Origin of the sequence: uncultured Lactobacillus sp. (assembly GCF_948948975.1) — a bacterium.
Lineage (GTDB): Bacteria > Bacillota > Bacilli > Lactobacillales > Lactobacillaceae > Lactobacillus.
The window spans coordinates 36507-61192 of sequence record NZ_CARBVX010000008.1 but is presented as its reverse complement, the minus strand read 5'-3'; the positions used below and the strand labels follow the sequence as shown (position 1 = coordinate 61192).

The 24686-nt window shown below is 35.0% G+C and carries 27 protein-coding genes; 4 read left to right on the top strand and 23 right to left on the bottom strand.

Annotation, left to right across the window (positions count from 1 at the left end):
- From Q9R40_RS04850 to Q9R40_RS04810, 9 genes are all read right to left on the bottom strand, one after another.
- Nucleotides 1-1698, bottom strand: a complete 1698-nt coding sequence (locus Q9R40_RS04850; RefSeq protein ID WP_304676631.1) for a proline--tRNA ligase — start codon at nucleotides 1696-1698, stop codon at nucleotides 1-3.
- A 16-nt stretch (nucleotides 1699-1714) separates the two neighbouring features.
- The gene (gene rseP / locus Q9R40_RS04845; RefSeq protein WP_304676628.1) at nucleotides 1715-2971 is read right to left on the bottom strand and encodes an RIP metalloprotease RseP; all 1257 of its coding nucleotides are present in this window, start codon (nucleotides 2969-2971) and stop codon (nucleotides 1715-1717) included.
- A 12-nt stretch (nucleotides 2972-2983) separates the two neighbouring features.
- The gene (locus Q9R40_RS04840) at nucleotides 2984-3775 is read right to left on the bottom strand and encodes a phosphatidate cytidylyltransferase (RefSeq protein WP_304676626.1); all 792 of its coding nucleotides are present in this window, start codon (nucleotides 3773-3775) and stop codon (nucleotides 2984-2986) included.
- Between the two features lie 26 nt (nucleotides 3776-3801).
- On the bottom strand, nucleotides 3802-4521 hold the full coding sequence (locus Q9R40_RS04835; RefSeq protein ID WP_304676624.1) for an isoprenyl transferase: 720 nt from the start codon (nucleotides 4519-4521) through the stop codon (nucleotides 3802-3804).
- Nucleotides 4522-4539: 18 nt separating this feature from the next.
- A complete protein-coding gene (gene frr, locus Q9R40_RS04830; RefSeq protein ID WP_004895267.1) occupies nucleotides 4540-5097 on the bottom strand; it encodes a ribosome recycling factor in 558 nt (185 codons plus the stop codon).
- Nucleotides 5097-5822: a UMP kinase gene (gene pyrH, locus Q9R40_RS04825; protein WP_094497063.1), complete on the bottom strand. Its 726-nt coding sequence runs from the start codon at nucleotides 5820-5822 to the stop codon at nucleotides 5097-5099. The genes frr and pyrH overlap by 1 nt, the downstream gene beginning before the upstream one ends.
- Before the next feature lie 109 nt (nucleotides 5823-5931).
- On the bottom strand, nucleotides 5932-6957 hold the full coding sequence (gene tsf, locus Q9R40_RS04820; protein WP_004897121.1) for a translation elongation factor Ts: 1026 nt from the start codon (nucleotides 6955-6957) through the stop codon (nucleotides 5932-5934).
- A 37-nt stretch (nucleotides 6958-6994) separates the two neighbouring features.
- Nucleotides 6995-7780 carry a 30S ribosomal protein S2 gene (gene rpsB, locus Q9R40_RS04815; protein WP_004895270.1) on the bottom strand — a complete coding sequence of 262 codons (786 nt, stop codon included), beginning with the start codon at nucleotides 7778-7780 and terminating at the stop codon, nucleotides 6995-6997.
- A 152-nt stretch (nucleotides 7781-7932) separates the two neighbouring features.
- Nucleotides 7933-8955, bottom strand: coding sequence for a GIY-YIG nuclease family protein (locus tag Q9R40_RS04810; protein WP_304676616.1), 1023 nt, complete (start codon nucleotides 8953-8955; stop codon nucleotides 7933-7935).
- A gap of 68 nt (nucleotides 8956-9023) precedes the next feature.
- Here Q9R40_RS04810 and Q9R40_RS04805 point away from each other — a divergent pair, with 68 nt between their 5' ends.
- Together Q9R40_RS04805 and Q9R40_RS04800 are read left to right on the top strand one after the other, a co-directional pair.
- Nucleotides 9024-9638: a 1-acyl-sn-glycerol-3-phosphate acyltransferase gene (locus Q9R40_RS04805; RefSeq protein ID WP_297940421.1), complete on the top strand. Its 615-nt coding sequence runs from the start codon at nucleotides 9024-9026 to the stop codon at nucleotides 9636-9638.
- Between the two features lie 67 nt (nucleotides 9639-9705).
- Nucleotides 9706-10887 (top strand): cyclopropane-fatty-acyl-phospholipid synthase family protein, encoded by a 1182-nt coding sequence (locus tag Q9R40_RS04800; protein ID WP_304676614.1) that lies wholly within the window; start codon nucleotides 9706-9708, stop codon nucleotides 10885-10887.
- Nucleotides 10888-10929: 42 nt separating this feature from the next.
- Here Q9R40_RS04800 and Q9R40_RS04795 read toward each other — a convergent pair whose 3' ends face one another.
- From Q9R40_RS04795 to Q9R40_RS04780, 4 genes are all read right to left on the bottom strand, one after another.
- A complete protein-coding gene (locus Q9R40_RS04795) occupies nucleotides 10930-12723 on the bottom strand; it encodes an ABC transporter ATP-binding protein (RefSeq protein WP_304676612.1) in 1794 nt (597 codons plus the stop codon).
- Complete coding sequence (locus Q9R40_RS04790) at nucleotides 12713-14479, bottom strand: ABC transporter ATP-binding protein (protein ID WP_304676609.1); 1767 nt, start codon at nucleotides 14477-14479, stop codon at nucleotides 12713-12715. The genes Q9R40_RS04795 and Q9R40_RS04790 overlap by 11 nt, the downstream gene beginning before the upstream one ends.
- Nucleotides 14480-14561: 82 nt before the next feature.
- On the bottom strand, nucleotides 14562-14783 hold the full coding sequence (locus tag Q9R40_RS04785) for a YneF family protein (protein WP_135352012.1): 222 nt from the start codon (nucleotides 14781-14783) through the stop codon (nucleotides 14562-14564).
- A 72-nt stretch (nucleotides 14784-14855) separates the two neighbouring features.
- Entirely contained in the window at nucleotides 14856-15104 is a 249-nt protein-coding gene (locus Q9R40_RS04780; RefSeq protein WP_004895283.1) for a DUF896 domain-containing protein, read from the bottom strand.
- A 137-nt stretch (nucleotides 15105-15241) separates the two neighbouring features.
- Between Q9R40_RS04780 and lexA the strand changes: the two genes are divergently transcribed.
- Nucleotides 15242-15865: a transcriptional repressor LexA gene (gene lexA, locus Q9R40_RS04775; RefSeq protein WP_011162245.1), complete on the top strand. Its 624-nt coding sequence runs from the start codon at nucleotides 15242-15244 to the stop codon at nucleotides 15863-15865.
- 35 nt (nucleotides 15866-15900) lie between these two features.
- Here the strand turns inward: lexA and Q9R40_RS04770 are convergent, their stop codons facing one another.
- A complete protein-coding gene (locus tag Q9R40_RS04770) occupies nucleotides 15901-16539 on the bottom strand; it encodes a uracil-DNA glycosylase (RefSeq protein WP_297940365.1) in 639 nt (212 codons plus the stop codon).
- Nucleotides 16523-16942 (bottom strand): bis(5'-nucleosyl)-tetraphosphatase, encoded by a 420-nt coding sequence (locus Q9R40_RS04765; RefSeq protein ID WP_300593185.1) that lies wholly within the window; start codon nucleotides 16940-16942, stop codon nucleotides 16523-16525. Before Q9R40_RS04765 ends, Q9R40_RS04770 begins: the two co-directional genes overlap by 17 nt.
- 195 nt (nucleotides 16943-17137) lie before the next feature.
- Between Q9R40_RS04765 and lepB the strand changes: the two genes are divergently transcribed.
- Entirely contained in the window at nucleotides 17138-17779 is a 642-nt protein-coding gene (lepB, locus tag Q9R40_RS04760; protein WP_304676602.1) for a signal peptidase I, read from the top strand.
- Between the two features lie 91 nt (nucleotides 17780-17870).
- On the opposite strand, the gene rplS is transcribed toward lepB, so the two are convergent.
- The 8 genes from rplS to ftsY form a co-directional block, all read right to left on the bottom strand.
- The gene (gene rplS, locus Q9R40_RS04755; RefSeq protein ID WP_003647502.1) at nucleotides 17871-18221 is read right to left on the bottom strand and encodes a 50S ribosomal protein L19; all 351 of its coding nucleotides are present in this window, start codon (nucleotides 18219-18221) and stop codon (nucleotides 17871-17873) included.
- Nucleotides 18222-18334: 113 nt separating this feature from the next.
- Nucleotides 18335-19057, bottom strand: coding sequence for a tRNA (guanosine(37)-N1)-methyltransferase TrmD (gene trmD, locus Q9R40_RS04750; protein ID WP_298490708.1), 723 nt, complete (start codon nucleotides 19055-19057; stop codon nucleotides 18335-18337).
- Nucleotides 19047-19568: a ribosome maturation factor RimM gene (gene rimM / locus Q9R40_RS04745; RefSeq protein WP_004895297.1), complete on the bottom strand. Its 522-nt coding sequence runs from the start codon at nucleotides 19566-19568 to the stop codon at nucleotides 19047-19049. The genes trmD and rimM overlap by 11 nt, the downstream gene beginning before the upstream one ends.
- A 68-nt stretch (nucleotides 19569-19636) precedes the next feature.
- Nucleotides 19637-19909 carry a 30S ribosomal protein S16 gene (rpsP, locus tag Q9R40_RS04740; RefSeq protein WP_003647505.1) on the bottom strand — a complete coding sequence of 91 codons (273 nt, stop codon included), beginning with the start codon at nucleotides 19907-19909 and terminating at the stop codon, nucleotides 19637-19639.
- Between the two features lie 86 nt (nucleotides 19910-19995).
- Nucleotides 19996-21426 (bottom strand): signal recognition particle protein, encoded by a 1431-nt coding sequence (gene ffh, locus Q9R40_RS04735; protein ID WP_297940357.1) that lies wholly within the window; start codon nucleotides 21424-21426, stop codon nucleotides 19996-19998.
- A gap of 1 nt (nucleotide 21427) precedes the next feature.
- On the bottom strand, nucleotides 21428-21769 hold the full coding sequence (gene ylxM / locus Q9R40_RS04730; protein ID WP_297940355.1) for a YlxM family DNA-binding protein: 342 nt from the start codon (nucleotides 21767-21769) through the stop codon (nucleotides 21428-21430).
- Between the two features lie 143 nt (nucleotides 21770-21912).
- On the bottom strand, nucleotides 21913-23337 hold the full coding sequence (locus tag Q9R40_RS04725; RefSeq protein WP_304676582.1) for a C69 family dipeptidase: 1425 nt from the start codon (nucleotides 23335-23337) through the stop codon (nucleotides 21913-21915).
- A 39-nt stretch (nucleotides 23338-23376) separates the two neighbouring features.
- A complete protein-coding gene (gene ftsY, locus Q9R40_RS04720) occupies nucleotides 23377-24684 on the bottom strand; it encodes a signal recognition particle-docking protein FtsY (RefSeq protein ID WP_300722656.1) in 1308 nt (435 codons plus the stop codon).
- Nucleotides 24685-24686: the final 2 nt, after the last annotated feature.

Genomic DNA, 24686 nt, shown 5'->3' with positions numbered 1-24686 from the left:
TTATCCTAACTCTTTTGTAATCACAGCATCCAAATCAGAAATATTAACTTCAGTAGCCTTTTCATCCATTGGACGCTTTACTTCTACAATACCATCTTTTGCTTTTCGACCGATTGTAATTCTTAATGGTGCTCCAACTAAATCAGCATCATTAAATTTAACACCTGGTCGTTCATTTCTATCATCGTATAAAACATCATACTTGGCTGAAAGTTCTTTTTCAAGTTTTTCAGCTAATTCAGTTTGAGTTTCATCCTTCATTTTCATTTGAATTAAATGAATGGCAAATGGAGCAATTTCTTTTGGCCATGCGATTCCATTTTCAGTTAAGTGTTGTTCCACTGCAGCTGAAAGCATTCTGGTTACCCCAATTCCATAGGAGCCCATGATTACTGGCTTAGCTTTACCATTATTATCTAAGAAATCAGCACCCATAGTATCAGTATAGTAAGTACCTAATTTAAAAATATGACCTACTTCAATACTAGTCGTAAATTTTAATGGCAAATGATCAACTGGATCTGGTTCGCCTTCGTTTGCTGTACGAATATCAGCAAATTCATCAACCTTAAAGTCGCGATCTAAATTAGCGTTTTGATATTGGTAATCTGTTTCATTTGCACCTACAACTACGTTGTATAGACCTTTAACTGTTTCATCCGCAATAATCTTATCAGCCCAGTCAGCGTTAATCGGTCCAACGCCGCCTTTTTCTGAACCAGTAATTTCTACTAATTCATCAGCATTTGCAGTTCTAACTTCGTCTGCATCTAATATATGGCCTAATTTAACTTCGTTAATTTCCTTATCACCCCGGATGAGAACTAAGACTTTTTGGTCATCTGCGATGTACAAGATACTCTTAACAATTCTAGTTGAAGGAACTTTAAGAAAATCAGCTAACTTTTCAATTGTATCCATTCCTGGAGTGGCTACTTTAGCTAATTCTTTTGCTTCTTCTGCCTCTTGTTTAAAAGTATCAATACTTTTAGCCATTTCAAGGTTAGCAGCGTAAGTTCCTTTTTCATTAGTAGCAATTGTATCTTCACCAATTGCACCAGGAGCTTGAAATTCAGTTGAATTCTTTCCACCCATTGTACCTGAATCTGCAATAACCGGGTGAACAGTAACACCGGCACGATTGAAGATCTTCAAATATGCAGATTTTTGATCATCAAATTGTTTATCTAATTGTTCACAAGTTGCTGCAAAACTGTAGCCATCGAGCATCACAAATTCTCTACCACGTAGTAAGCCAAAACGTGGGCGATTTTCATCACGGAATTTAGTTTGGATTTGATATAAAGCAAGTGGCATTTGCTTGTAACTCTTTAAGTTCTTAGCAACAATTTCAGTAAAAGTTTCCTCATGGGTTGGTCCAAGCAAACTCTCACGTCCATGTCGGTCTTGAAGCTTAAACATTTCTGCGCCATATTTTTTATAACGACCAGATTCTTGCCAAAGGGTTGCAGGCAAGAGATGAGGCATGATCATTTCAGGTACATTAATATTATCCATTTCTTCTTCAATAATATTTTCTGCCTTGCGTAGGACGCGGTAACCTAACGGTAAGTATGCATAAACTCCGGCAGTCACTTGACGGATATAGCCACCTCTAAGCATTAATTGATGACTTTTTGCTACAGCATCAGAAGGTGCCTCTTTTAACGTTGGCATAAAAAATTTTGATTGACGCATTTATTCCTCCAAAAATTTACTTAATAAAATAGCGATAAATATCATTTCCAGTTACTGCAACGATCAACAGTAATAAAATGACAAAACCGATTACATCTACAATTGCTTCCTTATCTTCAGGAATTGGTTTTCGAATAATGAGCTGAATCAGGTTAAGCAATAACTTTCCCCCGTCTAAACCGGGAATTGGGATTAAGTTTACAATTCCCAAATTAATAGAAATCATTGCTAAAAATGCTAACAAGTATGTAAAGCCCATGTTTGAAACTTGAACAGTTTGAGAATAGATTCCTACTGGTCCAGAAAGCTTGTTCAAACTAAAATGTTTAAACAAGTTGCCTACGGCATTAAAGATTAAACCAGTTGTACTAATACTTGTATTCCAACCACGGCTTATTTTTGCTCCAAGACTATTATCAGCTTTCCCATAAAAACCGAGTTGGTAGACTTTTTGGCCGTCTATCTTATTAACTTTTGGCTTTATTGAGAAATTTTTAACCTTATTATTTCGTTTTACTTTTACTTCAACAGTCTTGCCTTTACTTTTAGCCAATTCACTAGCAATTTGATTGAAATTACTAATTTTTTTATTATTAATCCCAATAATTTCATCATTAGCCTTGATTCCAGCTACTTGAGCAGGTTGATGAGCTATGGTACTCCCAACTGTTGTAGTTGGTGCTCCAGGAGCTGCTAATGACCAAATGATAAATACAACAAATCCCAAGACAATGTTCATAAATGGACCAGCAAAATTAGTAGCTAATTTCTTACCGACACTAGCCTCTTGAAATTGTGTATCGCGTGGTGCAATTAACAATTCAGTTCCATTTTGTTCAATGATGGTAGCATCATGATCAACAGAATAAGTTTTTAGTTGATCCTCATCCCCGTTCTCATAACCTTGAATAGTTAATGCATCTACTAAATCAGCGGAATTGACTTGTACTGGAATTCCTTCAATTGGCATTTGAGATCCTGATGCATCAATCCGTTTAACTTTATTTTGATCATCTAATTGCAATACTACTGTAGTACCCGGCTCAATCTTTGCGGCATCATCAGGCCCAGCTAAGCGTACATAACCCCCTAAAGGTAGCCATCTAATGGTATATGTAGTTTTCGCACGCATCTTTTGAAACAATTTTGGTCCCATACCAATTGAAAATTCACGAACTAAAATGCCACACTTTTTTGCAACAATAAAATGCCCAAATTCATGAACAAAAACAAGTATCCCAAAAATAACTAGAAAGATTAAAATACCTTTCATTCAATAGCTCTCCTATAAAATACCCATAAATGCAACAACAGGTAAAACGAAAAGCATGCTATCAAACCGATCTAAAATTCCCCCATGCCCAGGCAAGATCTTACCTGAATCTTTCACACCATAAAAGCGTTTATAAGCTGACTCAACTAAATCACCAATCTGGCCAATAATCGATAAGAAGAAGGCTAGAATAATCATCATAGCATTATTTCTACCAGTAGGAACTAGAGTAACATAAATTGCTGCGATAATTACTGCACAAATTACTGCTCCAATAGATCCTTCCCATGTTTTATTAGGACTAATAACTGGCCACAATTTATGCTTTCCAATCTTACGTCCAACCATATAAGCCGCAATATCAGTTGACCAAACAACTGCAAATACATAACCTAAAATTGCTAATCCAAGATGGGCATTTCTAATAGCGGCCATGAAGTGAAAGCCAGTCCCAATATATAAGGCAGCCAAAGTATAGACTCCGGCATCATCAAAGGTAACCTTATTCTTAGACAAAACCGTTCTTACCAGCATCAACATTACGAAGATATAAAAAATATCATGCTTATTTAAAAATGCAGGTAAAAATTTAAAGAATGAATCGGGGACTGCCATGGTCAAGGTAGCTAATAAGGCCAAGATAAAATCCCAAGAAACAATAATTTGTTTCTTCATAATAAAAATTTCGCTAATTCCAACTGCCGCAAACGCACAAACAAGGACATCTATCCAAATGCCTCCCATTAAAACAATCGGAATAAATAAAATTAAAGCTACAATAGCTGTTATTACACGTTGTTTCATTTAAAATTCTACAGTTCTAATTAAAATTATACTTTTCCAAAACGACGATTACGTCCTTGATAATCTTTAACTAATTCTTCTAAATCAGTTTTATCAAAATCAGGCCATAATTTATCTGAAAAACTAAATTCAGTATAGGCCATTTGCCACAATAAGAAATTTGATAAACGTTCTTCTCCGGATGTTCTAATTAATAAATCAGGATCTTCATATGGAGCTAAAGAATGCGTTAGTAAATAATCTGAAACCATTTTTTCATTAATATCATCAATATCAATTTCTCCGACCTTTGCCTTACGAGCAATTTCTTGCACTCCAGCCGTTATTTCTCTACGTGATCCATAGTTAAAGGCAAAATTCAGTACCATCCCTGTATTATTAGCTGTTTCTGCCATAGCTTTTTGAGTTACTAAATATGTCTTCTCAGGTAGTTCGTCTACAAATCCCATGATATTCACCCGAACGTTATTTTCCATTAGTTCCGGCATAAACTTATCAAAAAAGTCAATTGGTAAACGCATTAAATAATTTACTTCGTCAGTCGGACGAGCCCAATTTTCAGTTGAAAAAGCATAAAGTGTTAAAACTTTTATTCCTAATTCATTGGCTGCAAGAGCAATATTTCGAATATTGTCCATACCATGACGATGGCCGACAAAACGTGGTAAATGTCTCTTTTTTGCCCATCTACCATTTCCATCCATAATTATGGCTAAATGATTAAGTGGTTTTTTTGATTCTGACATATCTTATCAAGTCCTAAACTAACCCTGAGTAATTTCTTGACTCTTTTGATCTGCTAATTTATCAATTTCTTTAGTAGCATCATCAGTTACTTTTTGAACTTGTTTTTCTAAACTACGTTGTTCATCTTCAGTAATATCGCCATCTTTTTCTTGACGCTTCAAAGTATCCATAGCATCTCGACGCACATTACGTACAGCAATCTTACCTTTTTCAGCAAGCTTGCCTACTTGCTTAGCAATTTCTTGACGACGTTCACCAGTTAATTGCGGAATAACAATTCTAATTACAGTACCATCATTAGCTGGAGTAATTCCAAGATCAGAAGCTAAGATAGCATGTTCAATATCATCCAAAGTTGATTTATCGTAAGGCGTTACCATTAAAACACGAGCTTCAGGAATACTTACACTAGACATTTGTGTAAGGGGAGTTGGAACACCATAGTAGTTAACCTTAATTCCATCCAATAAACTTGCATTTGCAACGCCCGCACGAATACCGCCTAATTCTTTTTGAAATACAGCGATAGATTTTTTCATATTATCTTTTGCTTTTTCAATTACTTCATTAGCCATTATTTATCACCTTTGATTACAGTACCAATATTTTCACCCATAACAACTTTCTTGATGTTACCAGGCTTATTTACATTAAAGACAACTAGCGGAATATCATTATCCATAGATAATGAACTAGCTGTGCTATCCATTACTTTTAAGTTCTTTGAAATCAAATCAAGTTGAGTCAATTCAGAGTATTTCTTAGCATTTGGATCAACTTTAGGATCAGCTGAATAAACACCATCAACTCCGTTTTTAGCCATCAAAATTACATCTGCATTAATTTCGGCTGCTCTCAAGGCAGCAGTAGTATCGGTTGAGAAGTAAGGATTACCGGTACCACCACCAAAAATAACAACACGGCCCTTTTCTAGATGACGAACAGCTTTACGACGGATATAAGGCTCCGCAATTTGACGCATCTCAATTGATGTCTGTACTCGTGTTGGAACCCCTAAGTTTTCTAATCCATCTTGCAAAGCGAGACCATTCATAATTGTTGCTAGCATTCCCATGTAGTCTGCCTGAGCTCTTTCCATACCTAGATTTGCACCCGTTTCACCACGCCACATGTTTCCACCGCCACAAACAATACCGATTTCAACACCTAGATCGTGAACAGATTTAATTTCTTCAGCTAAATGCTTGATAACTTCTGGATTAATCCCAGTGCCTTTTTCACCAGCAAGAGCCTCACCAGAAACTTTTAAAATAATACGTTTGTACTTAACTTGACTCATAAATTTACCTCCTCATTGCTTTTATCATTTTACCATAAAATCACTGCAATATATTGTACCGAAAAAAAGGAGCAACGCCTAAGCGTTACTCCCATTTTTAAGTAAATAATTACTTCATTTGTTCACGTACTTCAGCAGCAAAGTCTTCTTGCTTCTTTTCAATACCTTCGCCAACTTCGTAACGTTGGAAAGCAACTAACTTAGCTCCCTTTTCCTTTAAGAATTCGCCAACAGTCTTGCTGTCGTCCATAATGTAGTTTTGTGATAAAACTGCAAATTGCTTATCAACTTGAGTATTATCATCAATAAAGCGTTGCATCTTACCAGGAATAATCTTATCCCAAATCTTTTCAGGCTTACCTTCTTCTTTAAGTTCAGCCTTAATGTCTTCTTTAGCCTTAGCTAAAACATCATCGCTTAATTGTTTTTCTGAACCATAAACAAGGTGTGGCAATGGCTTCTTGTTTACCAAAGCACGACTTTCGTTATCTTGATCAATCTTGTGGTTCATAACAGCTAATTGATCAGTAATGAATTCATCATCTAATTCATCAGGTGAGATAACTTTAGGACTCATAGCAGCAATGTGCATAGCTAAATGCTTAGCAGTAGCTGCATCAGCACCTTCTAAAACAGTGATAACACCAATTTGACCACCATTATGTTGGTAAGCACCAAATTCTTGGTCATCAGTTTTTTCTTCTAAAGCAAAACGACGTAAAACGATCTTTTCACCAATAGTAGCAGTTGCATCTACAAATGACTGACCCAAAGTAGTACCATCAGCCATCTTTAATTCTTCAGCTGCTTCCATGTCAGCAGGCTTACCTTCAGCAATAGTTTTAGTAGCTTCATTAACTAATTTAACAAACTTATCGTTTGAAGAAACGAAGTCAGTTTCTGAGTTAACTTCAGTAATAGCTGCAACATTACCATCAACGTAAACGCCAGTTAAACCTTCAGCTGCAACACGGTCAGCTTTCTTAGCAGCCTTTGCCATACCTTTATCACGAAGGTATTGAACTGCCTTATCCATGTCACCGTCAACTTCTACTAGTGCTTTCTTAGCGTCCATAACACCTGCACCAGTACGTTCACGTAATTCTTTAACTAATTGAGCAGTAATTTTTGCCATTAATATGTCCTCCTACAGAACTAACAGTAAAAACAAATTAGTCTTCTGATTTTTCAACAACTACTTCGATGGATTCTTCTTCATCGTCTTCAGCTGCTGCTTTATCAGCCATTTCTTTTTCAACATCTTCGCTGTCATCTTGGCCTTGCTTACCTTCAATAATTGCATCAGCCATAGCACCTGAAATCAGACGAATTGCACGAATTGCGTCATCGTTTGCTGGGATAACAACGTCGATTGGATCTGGATCAGTGTTAGTATCAACCATAGCTACTACAGGGATACCTAAAATGTTTGCTTCGTGAACAGCGATCTTTTCTTTCTTAGGATCAACAACGAACATAACATCTGGGATTCTTGGCATATCTTCAATACCACCTAAGAATCTTTCAAGTTTTTCCATTTCCTTAGTCAAAAGTGCAACTTCCTTCTTTGGCAATACGTCGAAAGTGCCATCTTCTGACATTTGTTTTAATTCCTTTAATCTCTTAACACGGCTTTGAATAGTAGTCCAGTTAGTCAAAGTACCACCTAACCAACGTTGGTTAACGTAGTATTGACCTGCACGTGTAGCTTCTTCTTTAACAGCGTCTTGTGCTTGTTTCTTAGTACCAACGAACAAGAATACGCCACCGTCTTGAGCAACTGCCTTAACGTAGTTGTAAGCGTCATCTAACATCTTAATAGTCTTTTGCAAGTCAATGATGTAGATTCCGTTTCTTTGAGTGAAAATGTAAGGAGCCATCTTTGGATCCCATCTTCTAGTTTGGTGACCAAAGTGGACACCTGCTTCAAGCAATTGCTTCATAGTAACAACTGTCATAAAAAATTCCTCCTGGTTAATTCCTCTCAAGAGGTCGTATTAAATTCTGACCAATAATTGGCACCTAGGAATTTAATCGCTCTTGATGTGATATAAATTAATATGCGAAACGCATACTTGAACATTGTAACTAATTAATTTTATAAATGCAATTAAAATTTCACATTATGTTCTTTTAAAAACTCTTCTTTCCATTTTCTTGAATGATGTTTGAACCAATATTCTCTCTTTAAGGCTAGTTTTTTATCATCAAATTCTTCATGATATATCATTTTTACTGGTCGCCGTGTTTTTGTGTATTTAGCTCCTTTTCCTTCATTGTGCATCTTTAATCGATGAGCTAAATCATTTGTAAAACCACCATAGAAACTTCCGTCATTACACAATAAGCAGTAAAAATAATATTTTTCTTTTTTAGGCCCTTCTTCCTTATTTTCAGCAATAACTTTTTTTATTTCAGGCGTGAAAGATCCATCTCGATTATGTACAACAATTGCATCCCTCAAAACTAATCCATCACTAGCAGTATTTCTAATGGCTTCTACCACTACCAAATTGGCATCTGCATCTCTTTTAGAAACAAAAGGTTGCACCCACTTTACACTCAGTTGATTCTCTAAGCAATAATGCATAATTTCACCCAAACGCTCAGGCCGATGAACCATAAACATTTTGCCTTTCATTTTGAGCATATCACTTGAAACTTTAATTATTTGCTCCAGATTAATGGCTAATTCATGTCTTGCTAAGGCTTTTTTTTCATCAGGATTAACAATATGACCTTGAGGAACTTTGAAATAAGGAGGATTAACAACTACTACATCATACTTATCTTTACCTAATTTCTTTGGAGCATCTAATGCATTCAGACAATGTACTTCTATTCGATTTTCTAGTTTATTCAATTTAATACTTCGTCTTGCCTGATCAGCTATTTCTTTCTGAATCTCAACTGCATCATAATGTGCCCGATTAAAATAGGACATGTAGATACTAGCAGCTCCATTACCACTACATAAATCAACAACTTTATAATTATCATGGATTTTATTTTGTGCAAAATATCCAAGAAGAAGCGTATCTAAAGAAAAAGAAAACGCATCTTTTTCTTGGATGATTTGTAGGTCATCATTGTACATATAATCAATTCGTTCATTAGGTTTCAATAGATCCATTTTCTATACCCTTCTAAAAATTCTTTGCTGTATTGTATAATACTATAGATAAAATTGGAGGAAAGATCATGTTTTATAAAATTATTCGCCCAATTGCCCGATTTATTGTCTGGGTACTTAATGGACATTTACATGTTCATCATAAAGACCGTATACCGAAAGGTAATTATATTTTAGTAGCCCCTCATCGAACTTGGTGGGAACCAATTCTTTTTGCCTTAGCTGCAAGTCCAATGGAATTTATGTTTATGGCAAAAAAAGAACTTTTTAAAAATCCTATTTTGAGATTTATTTTAGTGCACGCACATGCTTTTTCAGTAGATCGAGATAATCCAGGACCTTCTGCAATTAAAATTCCTGTTAAAGGATTACGCAAAGGTGACCTATCTTTGATTATTTTTCCTTCCGGAACTCGCCATTCTGAAGAACTTAAAAGTGGTGCATTTGTTATTGCCAAAATGGCTAATAAGCCATTAGTTCCCGTGGTTTATCAAGGACCGTTGACCTTTAAAGGCTTCCTGAAAAGAAAATCTTTAGACATTTGTTTTGGTGAGCCTATCTACATTCCACGCCGCGAAAAGATTAATAAAGAAACTACACCTGCTCTATACCAGCAATTGGAAGAAGCTTGGGACAAGTTAGATAAAGAACAAAATCCCGACTTTCACTATATCGCAAAATAAATTTCTTATTATTCAAGATTTTTAGTGTTAAAATGACATAGTCTAGTGTAGAAAAGGAGAATCAACAATGTTAGAAAAACCTTTGTATAAAATGATGCTTAGTCATTCATTTAATATCCCTGTAAAAGTTACATACTGGGATGGAAAATCAGAAATTTATGGAAATGGCACACCGGAAGTGGAGGTTATTTTTAACAAAAAGATTCCTTTTAAAGAAATAACAAGTAACGCCTCTTTGGCTTTAGGTGAAGCTTATATGGATAAAGACCTTGAAATTAAAGGAAGTATCCAAAAATTAATTGAAGCGGCATATGAAAGTAGTGAATCGTTTATGCGTGCTTCAAAATTCAGAAAATTTTTACCTAAGCAAAAGCATACGGAGAAGCAAAGTCAAGAAGATGTTCAAAGTCACTATGATATCGGTAACGATTTTTATAAACTATGGCTTGATCCAACTATGACTTACTCATGTGCTTACTTCACTAATGGTAATAAAGATGATCTTGAAGCTGCTCAAATCGCTAAAGTTCATCATATTCTTCAAAAATTAGATCCTAAACCAGGCAAGACTTTATTAGATATTGGGTGTGGCTGGGGAACCTTAATGCTAACTGCAGCTAAAGAATATGGACTTAAAGTTACCGGAGTTACTTTAAGCCAAGAGCAATTTGATTTAGTCAACCAAAAGATCAAGGACATGGGTCTTGAAAATCAAGCTGAAGTGTTACTTGAAGATTATCGTGAATTAGGTAATCGTGATTTTGATTATGTTACTTCTGTAGGTATGTTCGAGCACGTTGGTTCAGAAAACCTAGGAGAATATTTCAAAGACGTTGCTAAATATCTCAAGCCACACGGTGTTGCTTTAATTCATGGTATTACTCGTCAACAAGGCGGGGCTACCAATGCTTGGATTAATAAATATATCTTCCCAGGTGGCTACATCCCTGGCCTAGTAGAAATTGTCTCAAGAATTGAAGAAGCTAACTTACAAATTGCTGACATGGAAATGCTTCGTCGCCACTATCAAAGAACTCTTGAAATTTGGGATAAAAACTTTAATGCCCATCGTTCAGAGGTTGAAGGAATGATGGGCGAACCCTTTGTCAGAATGTGGGATATGTATCTTCAAGCATGTGCCGCTTCCTTTGAATCAGGAAACATTGATGTTATTCAATATCTATTAACAAAGGGCCCATCTGGTAAAACCTTACCAATGACTCGTCAATACATGTTGAATGATAAATAAATATAATTCAAATAAAAGCTCGATCTTAAACGATCGAGCTTTTTATTTACCACTATTTTGTTGAAGCTTATAAAGATTGTAGTAGTACCCTTTCTTCTTCAAGAGTTCCTCATGTGTACCACGTTCAACAATTCTTCCTTTATCCAAAACAATAATCTGGTTCGCATCTGCAATTGTTGAAAGACGGTGCGCAATTGCCAAAGTCGTTCTTCCTTGACGAAGCTTCTTTAATCCCTCTTGAATTAAATTTTCGGTTTCTGTATCAACATTAGCCGTTGCTTCATCTAGAACTAAAATTTTAGGATCAGTTACTAAGGTTCGTGCAAATGAAATTAATTGTCGTTGTCCTTGACTAAGTTCTGATCCACCTTCAATCACTTTTGCATGATATTTACCTGGCATTTTTTCAATAAATGAATCTGCTTGGACGGTTTGAGCAGCATCTTTAATTTGTTGATCTGTAATTTTGTCATTATACAAGCGAATATTTGAAGAAATGTCTCCATAGAACATAAAGGGTTCTTGTAAAACTAGTCCTAGTTTTTTACGTAATTCTTTCTTCGGAAACTTCCTAATATCAATGCCATCAATAAGTACTTCCCCACTACCAAATTCATAAAATCTCATCATTACATTGATAATTGAACTCTTTCCTGATCCAGTATGACCAACAATTCCTAAAGTTTCACCCGGATTAACTACAAAAGATACATCATGTAAGATTTCATTCTTTCCATCATAAGAAAAGCTGACATTTTTAAATTCAATCTTTCCTTTCGAAATAACTGCTCTTTCATCATTTTCTTGTCGCGGTTCGTATTCTTTTTCATCCATAATTCTAAAAATACGTTTGCCTGCCACAATTCCATCCTGAAAAGAAGTCATTCGATCCATCATAGTAGAAATAGGATTAAAAAATTGTTGTACATATTGAGAAAAAGCATATACAATTCCGGCAGGAACAAAAGTCTTTTGCATTGGAAAACCAAAATACATTAACACTAATGCAAGGGCCAATGAATACAGCAAACTGGTCATTGGTGATAACAAAAGTGAGTTAACTCGGATCAAGTTAAAACGTGTTCTCATCAAAGTACCATTCTCATTTTCAAAATGGTTTGTCATTCTTTTTTCCTGCTTAAATTGCTGAATTAGAGAAACACCCTCAATAGATTCATTTAAATTAGTATTAATTCGACTAAGCCGTTCACGAAAAGCACGGTACAATCTGGAACTCTTTTGTGTATAAATCCAGAAAATAAAACCTAAAATTGGTAAAAACATCAAGACAATTAACGCCGCAAATTTATTGGTTACATACATTGCTATAAAAGCAGTTACTAACGAGAATACTCCAATGACTACTTGACAAAGTACACCCAAAAAGTCGCTTAAAGTCATCGTATCATTAGTAACTCTTGAGACAATTGAACCTGCTGGGGTTTGGTCAAAATAACGCATTCCTAAACTATGAAGTTTTCGATATAAATCTTTTCTTACACTTTCAAGTGTTTTTTCAGCGCCAAGTGCATATAAATATTGATATACAAATTGAAGAATTGCCTTAATAATTGTTCCGATTCCATATAATAGTCCAGCCCAAATTATAATCTGTACCGTTGCCTTTTGTTTGATCAAATAATTATCCAAGAAAAACTGTAGTCCCCTTGGTAAAAGCATATTAATTACACTTACTAAGAAAGCACCAAAAATCGCAACTCCCAATTCTACTTTAAAAGGCTTTACGTACTTTAAAATCCGCTTAAATATTTGAACTTGTTCTTTAAATGGAATTGCTTTAGACCAAACTGATTTACTCTCTTCGTTATTGTCCATCTACTTCACCCACCTTTGCTTGTAATTCTTGTTTACGCCACATTTCAGCATACCAGCCATTTTGAGCTAAAAGGTCAGCATGTTTTCCTCTTTCAACAATCTTACCCTCTTTTAGCACTAAGATAAGATCAGCGTCCATTACTGAGGTCAAACGATGGGCTGCAATTAAAGTCTTCTTCCCTTTTCTTTCCGATTTAAGGGAATCCAAAATAGAGGTCTCTGTTTTTGCATCTACCGCTGAAAGAGCATCATCTAATATCAAAATAGGACTTTCTTTTAACAAGGCTCGCGCAATTGACAATCTTTGTTTTTGTCCCCCAGACAAAGATACTCCATTTTCACCCACCAATGTTTTATACCCAGCTGGCATTTGTAAAATATCATCATGTAAATCACTTTTTTGAGCTGCAGATTCAATTTTATTCTTCTCTACATTTTCATCAGAAAAAGCAATATTTTTTTCAATAGAGGTAGAAAATAAGAAATTATTTTGTGGAACATACGAAATTTCACTTAAAAGTAGTTTTAAGGGGATATTTCTAATATCATGACCCCCTAAGCTTATTTTTCCTTGGTATTGATCAAACTCTCTTAATAAAAGCTCAATAATAGTGGTCTTTCCAGATCCAACTTTCCCTACTAATCCTAATGTTTGTCCTGGTTTTAATGTAAAATTAATATTTTGCAAAACTGGTATCTCTTTTTCATCAGGATAGGCAAAGGATTTAATTTCATATTTTAAATCACCTTGAATATCTGCAGCTGTTAAGCTTTGATCAGCATTTTCATCAGTAATTTGAGGTTTTTCATATAATAGACGTTCAACACGATCATAAGAGGCTGATCCACGCTCTAAAATATTAAATAAATAACCAATTGCAAACATTGGCCATACCATATTAGAAATATAGGCAATAAAAGAAACCAGTTGACCAACTGATAACGTATGATTTGATACCAGTAGTCCACCATAGATAATCGTAATTACATAAGTTGCTCCAATAATTAATGTCCCTAATGGATCAAACATTGAATCCCATTTAAAAACTTTCTTATTGATTTGAATAGTATCATCTACCATTTTATTAAAAGCAGCCGAATCCTGCTCACTTTCACCAAAGGCTTTTAATACTTTAATCCCAGAAACTGATTCTTGTGTTTTATTATTTAAACGTGAAAATGCAGCTTGTGATTTGTCAAAACTATAGTGAAGCTTATCTCCTAACTTCCAAGCACCTAAAGCAAGAAAAGGAAGTGGTAAAAGGGCAATAATTGTTAATCTAAAATCGGTAAAAATAATCATCGCAATCATTGTAGTTCCACCAGTAACCAAAGAGTCAACTAAAGTCAAAACTCCATCTCCAGCTACATTTTGAATGGAATTAATATCATTAGTCGCATGTGCCATTAAATCCCCAGTGCGGTGCCTTTGATAAAAGGTTTTATCCATTATCATAAAATGCTTGAATAAGCGGGATCTCATTTGTCTTTCTAATTCTGCTGCTCCACCCCAAATTTGCTTACGCCAAAAGTAGCGCAATAAATATAAAACTATTGCTGCAGCAATGACAGCTAGAATCAATGCACCATACTCACCCCAGCTAATTGATCCTTTATCTAGCTGGTCAGCCATCAGTCCCAAAATTCTAGGTGGGACTAAATTGGCAATTGAAGTTAAAGCTAAAAAACTAATACCAATAATATATCTTTTCTTTTCTTGCCTAAAAAACCATCCTAATTTACTAAAAATATTCATTTTTCACCCCACCACATACACATACAAAAAGACAGAGGAATATGATCCTCTGTCTACTACCAAATATTAGTAAAGTAAGCTACTATTTTTGTTGTTGATGCTTCATCATATTCATAACTTGATTAAGCTTCTTAGCAGATGGTTTTTGTCCCATTTGCGCCATCATAGCTGCAATCATATCTTCACTAATAGGAGGATTGTCTTGGAAATACTTCTTCATGTATGCGCGAGCACCATAAAATCCGCCAATAAGACCGATTAATAATGCGATAATAATAAGAAAAATTGCTAAACCTAAATTCATTTCCCAAAAACCTCCAGAAATTAATGTACTTTTTCAGCATACCAAAAAAATAGTTTTTTTTAAAGTAAATTATTAATCTTTTCTTAATCCTTTACGACGTTGTGCCTCTTTAGCTTTTTCTGAAGTTACTTCTTTACCATCTTTATCAATAACGACAGTATCCTCTAATTGTTGTCTAAATCCAGCGCGGAAGTTTTCTAGAAAAGCAGATCTTAATTTTTTACGTTCTTCTAACTCATCAGGAGTTAACTCACGTTCTCTACTAATTTTTGTTAATTCATTGATTCGCTTAATTAATTTTTCTTCTTCTTTTTTATCCATAATAAACACCTCACTAAACAATGTTAGTTTACCTTAATTATACCAATAAAAAAAGACTCAACTGCTAAGAACGCCTGTTTGCCGAGATAATATTTTTTTGTTAGAATACTAATAAGTAAGTAAATGGAGAAAAAATTATGACTGAACCACATGCAAATAAACAATTAGAAATTTTACGTTTTATTTACGATACCGTCGAAGAGCGAGCTTTTCCTCCCACAGTACGGGAGATCTGTAGCGCAGTTGATCTTTCTTCTACTTCAACTGTTCATGGTCACTTAGCACGCCTAGAAAAGAAAGGCTATATTTTAAAAGATGCTACTAAACCAAGAGCAATCGAAGTAACTGAAAAAGGCCGCGAAGCCCTAGGCATTAAACCAAAAGACATTCCTGTTGTTGGCGTAGTTACTGCTGGTCAACCTATCTTAGCCGTTCAGGACATCGATGAGTATTTCCCTCTTCCTCCTGATCTCGAAAATGACGCTGGCGAGCTTTTCATGTTGCGTGTCCATGGCGAATCAATGATTAATGCAGGAATTTTAAATGGTGATCATGTCATTGTTCGTAAACAATCTAGTGCTAATAATGGTGAAATTGTTGTCGCTATGACTGAAGATAACGAAGCAACTGTCAAAAGATTTTTCAAAGAAGACGGTTATTACCGTCTGCAGCCTGAAAACGATACAATGGATCCAATCATTTTACCTGTGGTTCAAATTTTAGGTAAAGTTGTAGGCTTATATCGTAATAATATTGATTAAAAAATGGTAGGAATGAGACTTCCTACCATTTTTTGCTATTTAATTAGCGGTTTTATATTTAACCAGTCCTGTGCAATTATTTCGGTTAATTTTCTATTATAGAAAACAGCTGCGGGATGATATTGGGGTACAACGATATACTTTTCTTTAGACCAGATATAACCATCTTTTTTATCGTTTAATTCTAAAATTGGGGTATTTTCAATAATTTTCCCGTGCACATTACTTATTTCATATCTATCGTCTAGTAATCGAGTTAGAGCGGTCGTACCTACTGTTACAATAATTTTAGGTTTAACACAGTTAATTTCATAATCTAAAAATGGTGCATGTGCCAAAATTTCCTTTTTAGTCGGCTTTCGATTAGGATATTTGATTACTTCTTTATTTTCTTTTTTACTAAATGTGTGCTTAATACTGTAAGGTCGGCTTCTAACAGCACTAGTTATATAAACATCTTCTCGTTTAAGACCAATTGATGCTAAGGATTTCATTAATTCTTTTCCAGATGCCCCATGAAAAGGAATCAGCGATTCTATCTCTTCTCTTCCTGGCGCTTCTCCTACAATCATAAGCTTGGGATGAACTGGGCCAGCACCAAAATTTATTCCTTCTAATTTCATCCCCTTTGATCTTTCCTTAACTTCAGCTAAGAGTTTATCTGGATATTTCATTTTCAATATATTCCTGCGCCTTCTTCAATAGTTCTTTCAGTTCTTCATAATGCAAACAAGAATTAGCTTCGGCTAAAGTTGCCCATTTATAGTCTCCAATTTCACTTTTTTGTAACTTTATTTTTTGATCTGGATTAAATTTACTCAAAAACAATGTTACAGTTTTTAATCGATCTCGGGCAATTTTATAAGTAATACTTTCCTCAAAATTAAAATCATAATCTGGCTTTAATCCCACTTCTTCATAAACCTCTCTTTGAGCAGCTTGTACATTATTTTCATCCTTCTCGAGATGCCCTTTCGGAAAGCCCCAAGTTCGGTTAAGTCTACTTTGTACAAGTAAAAATTCTATTTTATTATTTTCAATACGATAAACAATACTACCAGCTGAATACTCATGCATCTTTTTTACTCCCTTCTTATGATTGTTCTTGTTGTTTTCATTATAAGCTAAATTAAAATTTTCGACTTCTTCAAGACCTTTATCTCGCATTTAATTATATAAATTAAAATTATTTTTCATCTTTTTTGTTTAATCGACAAAATGATAATTTAGGGTTACACTTTATGTTGAAATAGATTAAATAAGGTGAAAAAATTGAAAAAACAAGAACAATCTGAAAGCTGGGGTCAGTGGATTCTCCAGGTACTAATTCTAGCTGCCATATTTTTTGGTATTTTTTTTGTACTAAATAAATATGTTTTTGCCAACTTAACTGTATCTGGAATTTCAATGCAACCTACTTTTGAAAATAACGATCGTGTTATTGCTCTTAGACATGCTAAGATTAAGGAAGGCGACATTGTAATTGTTGATGCGCCTGATGAGCCTGGGGCCGTATATATTAAGAGAGTAATCGGGTTACCCGGAGATACCATTGTAAGTAAAAATAATCAAATTTATATTAATGGTAAAAAACTTAGTCAACCATGGTTAAAGACTGGTCAAAAATTAATTGACAATGGAGAAGACGGGATTTCAGGTACTAAATATACCAATACACAAAATTTCACTCTGAGTTCTCTAGCCAAAACTCAAAATTATCGTCAATTTTATACTTCAAAGCAACTAAAAGAAATGCAAAAGACTAATAAAGTTCCTGCTAATACATATTTTGTAATGGGAGACCATCGAAGCGTTTCTAAAGACAGTCGCTATATTGGAACAATTCCACGAAGTAAAATTGTGGGAGTAGTAAAGCTGCGCTACTGGCCACTAAATCACATTACATTTTATTAAACAAAAAGAGTTTCTATTTTGAAACTCTTTTTTTATCGATAAAAAAAGCCATCTCTTTCGAGATGGCTTAATACTGTCTTGATTAACTGAATTAACCGCGACGCTTTTCAGCAATTCTAGCTGCTTTACCGTGACGTTCACGTAAGTAGTAAAGCTTAGCACGACGTACACGACCGTGACGAAGAACTTCAACCTTAGCAACACGTGGGTCATTTACTGGGAAAGTACGTTCAACACCAATACCTGATGACATCTTACGTACAGTGTAAGTTGCGCTGATACCAGCACCCTTACGCTTAATTACAACACCTTCGAACATCTGAATACGTTCGTGAGTACCTTCTACAACACGTACGTGAACACGAACAGTGTCACCTGCACGGAAGTCAGGCATATCATCGCGTAATTGTTCTTTAGTTAATTCTTGAATTAATGGATCCATTATTTTCTCTCCTTCTACGGCATTCATCAACACCTTGTGCCAGCGGAATACCCATAAATCAGTGGCTTATGCCACAACGACTAGTTTACCAAATAGAAAAATACTTGTAAATACTAATTCTCTTTTTCACTTTTAATTTCTTCAAGCATTCTCTTTTCTTCATCTGTCAACTTACGGTCAGCTAACATATCAGGCCGATAGAGATATGTTGCTCGTAATGCCTCCTTATGACGCCACTCAGCAATTTTTTGGTGATTACCCGATGTTAATACTTCAGGGACTTTCTTACCTTCAAAATCAGCAGGACGCGTATATTGCGGATATTCTAAAAGACCATGTGAAAAACTTTCTTCTACTGGAGAAGCAGCATTCCCTAAAATTCCCGGTAAGAGACGAACGGTAGCATCAATCATACTCATTGTTGGTAATTCTCCACCAGTAAGGACGTAATCACCAATTGAAACTGTTTCATCAGCCAAGTCATAGATTCTCTGATCAAAGCCTTCATAGTGACCACAAATAAAAGTTAAATTTTCTTCTTTTGACCAATCTTGAGCCATTTTTTCATTGAAAGTTTTTCCTTGTGGAGCTGTAATAATTACCTTTCCTTTATTAGTTAAAGAATCTAGGGCTTTTTTTATTGGCATAATTTGAAGTACCATCCCAGCTCCACCTCCATAAGGAGTATCATCCACATGATGATGTACGTCGCTAGTAAAGTCACGGAAATTAACTAAGTTTAATTCCCATTTTTTGTCTTCTAGACCTCTTCCTAACATTGATACTTGCAACGGAGTAAACATATCTGGAAAAAGGGTTAAAACATTAATTTTCATCTCGTAATCCTTCAAGCAAAGTTACTTCTATTCTCTTATTGGCTAGATCAACTTTTTTAACTACTGATTCAATATTTGGAATCCAAAAACTCTTTCCTTTTTCTGGCTTTATCTCCCAAATATCATTAGCACCTGGAGTTTCAATGTTTTCTAATACTCCTAGCTTTTCTCCAGTCTCAGCATCATAGACGGGACAATTTAAAATATCTTTAAAGTAATAACTACCTTCAGGTAATTCTTGTTGATCTGTTTCTGCTACATATAATTCTTTACTGCAAATTTTTTCAGCCTGATCAATATCATCAATCTTTTCAAATTTAACTAAATAAAATTGTTTATGGCGTCGAGTATTTTCTACAATTAATTCTTCATACTGCTTATTATTCTTAATAAACAATCTACTTCCTGTAGCTAATCTTTCCTCTGGAAAATCAGTTGTTGCATTTACCTTAACTTCTCCTTTTAATCCATGAGGAGACAATATCTTTCCAACTTCAAAATATTCAGTCATAGAACTTATTCTTTCTAAATAAAAAAGTTTGGGAAGAGCTTTCCCAAACTTCTAATTGCAATAGTAAATTACTTACCGTACTTTGCGTCGTGGTATCTAGTCATCAAACCAGCTTTTGAAAGTAAGCTTCTTACAGTATCTGATGGTTGAGCACCTTTTTCAAGCCATTCAAAAATCTTGTCTTCTTCAAGCTTAACTTCATCAGGGTTAGTAAGTGGGTTGTAGTAACCAACTTCTTCGATGAAACGACCATCACGTGGCATACGTGAATCAGCAACTACGATACGGTAAAAAGGTTTTCTCTTTGAGCCCATACGGCGCATACGAATCTTAACAGACATTAATTAATTCCTCCTAAATTTCTTGACTTAAATAATATAGCATATAGAAAAATATGTGTAAAGGGGTTTTCCTTAACAGTTGAAAATTATTTTGAACGATAGCGTTTAATATTCTTCATCCGTTTCTTCTTATTTTTCTTAAAGCGCTTATTCATTGATCTCATCGCCATCTTGCCCATTGGTGAATTCATTCCTGGTAAGTTAGCCAATTCACCCATATCACCTTTAGTCATCTTTTGCATCATTTCTTTTGATTGCTTAAATTGCTTAATCATTCGGTTAACTTCAGCGATCGATCTACCCGAACCGGCAGCAATTCTACGTCTTCTTGATGGATTAAGAATATCAGGATTTTCACGCTCTTCTGGGGTCATTGAATAAACAATAGCCTTAATGTGATCGATTTGCTTTTCCGGAATCTGAATATTTTTAAGAGCAGGATTATTACCTAATCCAGGAATCATTTTAATGATTTGATCTAGAGGACCCATTTTTTGAACTTGTTCCATTTGATCAATAAAGTCATTAAAATCAAAAGTATTCTCCCGCATCTTTTCAGCCATTTTTTCGGCTTCTTTAGCATCGTAATCTTGCTGAGCCTTTTCAATTAAGGTCAACATATCACCCATGCCTAAGATACGTGAAGCCATTCGATCAGGGTGGAAAGTAGAAAGATCAGTTAATTTTTCACCTTGACCCGTAAAGATAATTGGAAGGCCAGTGACAGCACGAATAGAAAGTGCGGCACCACCACGAGTATCACCATCAAGCTTAGTTAAAACAATTCCAGTCAGATCTAAGTCCTCATTAAACCCCTCTGCTACTTGTGTAGCTGCTTGACCTGTCATTGCATCAACAACTAATAGAGTATTATCAGGATGAGCAACCTCAGTGACACGCTTTAATTCATCCATCAATTGCTCATCAATTTCAAGACGCCCAGCCGTATCAATCAAGACGTAGTCATTTTTATTTTTATCAGCTTCTTCAAGACCATGCTTTACAATTTCTGCTACATCTTGGTTATCTTCACTATAAACCGGTACGTCTAATTGTTGACCAATTTGCTTTAACTGCTCAATAGCAGCTGGACGGTAAATATCACCTGCAATTAGCAAAGGACGAGCTTTTTCATTCTTCATTAAGTAGTCTGCAAGTTTACCAACAGTAGTAGTTTTACCAGTACCCTGTAAACCTACCATCATAATGATTGTTGGAATATGCGGAGATTTATTAAGAGAAACAGCCTCTTCTCCCATCATTTTCGTTAACTCGTCATCAACAATTTTGATGATTTGTTGTCCTGGATTTAAACTATCTTGGACTTCTTTACCTAAAGCTTCCTTTTTTATTTTTTTAATAAAGTCTTTTACAACTTTAAAGTTAACGTCCGCTTCTAGTAAAGCTAATCGAATCTCACGACTAGCATCATTAATATCTGCTTCTGAGATCTTACCTTTACCAGTTAAATTTTTTAATGCTTTTTGAAGTCTTTCACTTAAATTTTCAAAAGCCATACTATTCTACTCCCATTTGTCTTAATAATTTCAAAAGTTCAATCTGAGCTCGATTGATCTTGCCATGTTCAAGGGCATATACTGCTTCAGTAATTTTTTCTTCTATTTGAGTATAATCACGTTTCATATGAAGTTTATCTTCATATTTTTCCAAAGCACGGCTGCTTCGTTTCAAATTATCATAAACAGCTTGTCGAGAGACATGATGATTATCCGCAATTTCCCCTAAAGAAAGGTCATTGTAATAATAATCCTCAAAATACTCTTGTTGTCCTTTTGTTAATAATGGACCGTAGTAGGCAAATAAGTCGCCTAATCTTTCATTTTTTTCAAGTTCAGCCATTTGTCTCACCTTGAAACAGTATAGCAAAAAAAATGTATTTCTAAAATAATAGCTATGTAGTTTTAAGAGACTTTTAGCTTAATTAATTTCAAAAAAGAAGGTTAGGCAATTTTTCCTAACCTTCTTATATGCAAATATTTTAATTAAAGATTTGGATCCATTTTAAATGTTAACTTAGACATCTTAATCGCATCAGTAAACATTTGACCCATTAATTCTTCACTATCTTTCTTAGTATGGGCAACAGTCTTTTGATTTTCACGAGTTAAGTAGTCGGTTAATTCCTCACCACTTAAATCTTTAGCATTTTCAATAATTTCTTCAACTCTACCGCGGTAGTATCTATTCAATTCTTCAAGATATTTGGCATCAAGTTGAACAAATTGAGGATAATGACTTTCAACTAAAGCAGCAAGAGATTTATAGTACCACCATGCATCTTCCTTATTATAAGTCATTGACGTATTGTTAAAGGATGGATCAGTTTCGTTCATATTAGCAAAGAATGGGATATATGGGGTAAATGTTGGTCCACCAATACATAACCACATAATACCAGCCATTTCTTCAGGAACATCGCTTCTAATCTGCAAAATATGTGAGTTCTGAGTTCTATTTAAACCAATTGGACGATAACGATGCTTTTCTTCTTCTGTTCCATGACCAAATGGATCAAATGGAGTATCTTGATAATGAGAACCAAGTGCAAATTCAATATCTTCTTTAGCTAATTTCTTAGAAGCTTTTCTAATGAAAGGAATATCTGGATCTTCAGGATCTTGTTCAATTTCTGGATTGAAAAGTTTTTGGATATACCATTGACGACTAGTGTTGTAGTGACGATCTTGTTCAGTATAAGTTCCAAAAATATGACGGAAATTCCAACCTTCATGATCAGGATTTAAGTGATGCTCTTCAACGAATTCTTGAATCCCTTCACTCCACATAAAGTTATCTGGATCATCAAAATTAACTTGTTGAATAGCAACCCGGTTACCAGTAGCTGCATAACAATCATCTGGAATACGTTGAGCAACCCAATGGTGTCCCGTAACGATTTCCATGTACCATACTTCGTCTTTGTCACCAAACAAAACTGAATTTCCAGCAGGTGAACCATATTTTTTAATTAAGGAACCAAGACGTTTTACACCATCTCTTGCGGAATCAATATATGGCAAAACTACAGTCTGCATACAATCTTCATCTAAACCATCTTTAACTAATGGATCAAATGCTAAGGTTCTTTCGTTCCCATAAGTTGATTCAGTACATGACATAGCAACATTCTTTTGGTTAATACCACTTTCGTCATAATAACCTAACTTTTTATAGTCAACATTTGGAACTGCTGGAACTCTTTGAGCATCTTCAGGAAGTTCCATTTCAAACTTATTAAGCCAAGATTTAATTTTACGTCCTTTTTCCCCATGAACAGCTGGCTCAATAATAAACTTTTGTGGCGTAATTGCACCTGCAGTATCGTCATTACGTGAAATCATTACTGATCCATCAATTGATGCGTTTTTTCCCACTAAAATAGTTGTACATGCACTTAAATGCTTCATTGTTTACTCCTTATATATTAATCGTAACTTTGCTTATTATTAGATTAATCCTTGGAAGAGTCCGATTGCAAATTTTTCTGCATCAAAGTTTGCCAAATCATCAACTTTTTCTCCAAGACCAACTAATTTAACTGGTAAATCCATTTCATTTCGAATTGCTAGTACTACTCCACCCTTAGATGAGCCATCAAGCTTAGTTAAAACTAGACCCGTAAGTTTAGTAGTTTTATCGAAGTCTTTTGCTTGTAAGAGTGCATTTTGACCTGTTGAGCCATCAAGGACTAAAAGAACCTCATTTGGTTGATCGGGCAAGATTTTCTTTATTGTTCGCTTAATTTTATCAAGCTCGCTCATTAAATTGACCTTATTTTGAAGACGACCAGCTGTATCAACTAATAAGAAATCGATTCCTCTCTCTTTAGCTTTTTTAACACCATCATAAACTACAGAAGCCGGGTCGGCTTTTTCAGGGCCAGTGATTACTTCAACACCATCACGTCGACCCCATTCCACTAATTGTTCTACAGCACCTGCTCTAAAAGTATCGGCAGCTACCATCATGACAGACTTGCCTGAGTCTTTAATTCTCTTAGCTAATTTACCAATGGTTGTTGTTTTTCCAGCTCCATTAACGCCAACAAAAAGATAAACATTAGGCTTTGCAGAAGGATCATCGGCTAATTTAGAATCTTCACTTTCGCCACCTTTATCATAAATATCAACTAATTTTTCAACTATTACTTGCTTTAAGGCATCATGACTTTTTGCATTTTGGAGTTTGGCTTCATCTCGTAAAGAATCAGTTAATTCTTCAGCAGTTTCAAAACCAACGTCAGATTCAATTAATAAATCTTCAAGATCATCAAAAAAGTTTTCATCGACTGTTCTAAATTTAGCAAAAAATGCATTTAGGCGGGCCCCAAAAGAATGATTGGTTTTTTCTAACCCTTTGTCATATCTTTCCTGTTCATCTTCTGTAGTTACTTCTTCAGAAATCTCTTCAGTAGATTCAGTTTCTGCAGGCTTTTCTTTTTCTAAATCAGGTGCTTTTTGATCTTCTTGAAATTCTTCAACTTCATCCTGTTTCTCTTCAAAAGCAGTTCCAGCATCACTCCAGCCTGGAGTTTCCTCAACTTCTTCATTTTCTTCTTTACGTTCATCTTCAGAAGTTTCAGGCTTAGGCTCTACAACCTCTTCATTTTTTTGAAGATCTTCATCTTCATTGGTTTCTGCAGGCTCTTGAAGTTCTTCATTTGAATTTTCAGTTAGTTCTTTTTTACTTTCTTCTTGTTCTTCATCTTCTTTATGACCAAAAAGAGATTTCTTGATTTTATCAAATAATCCCACTA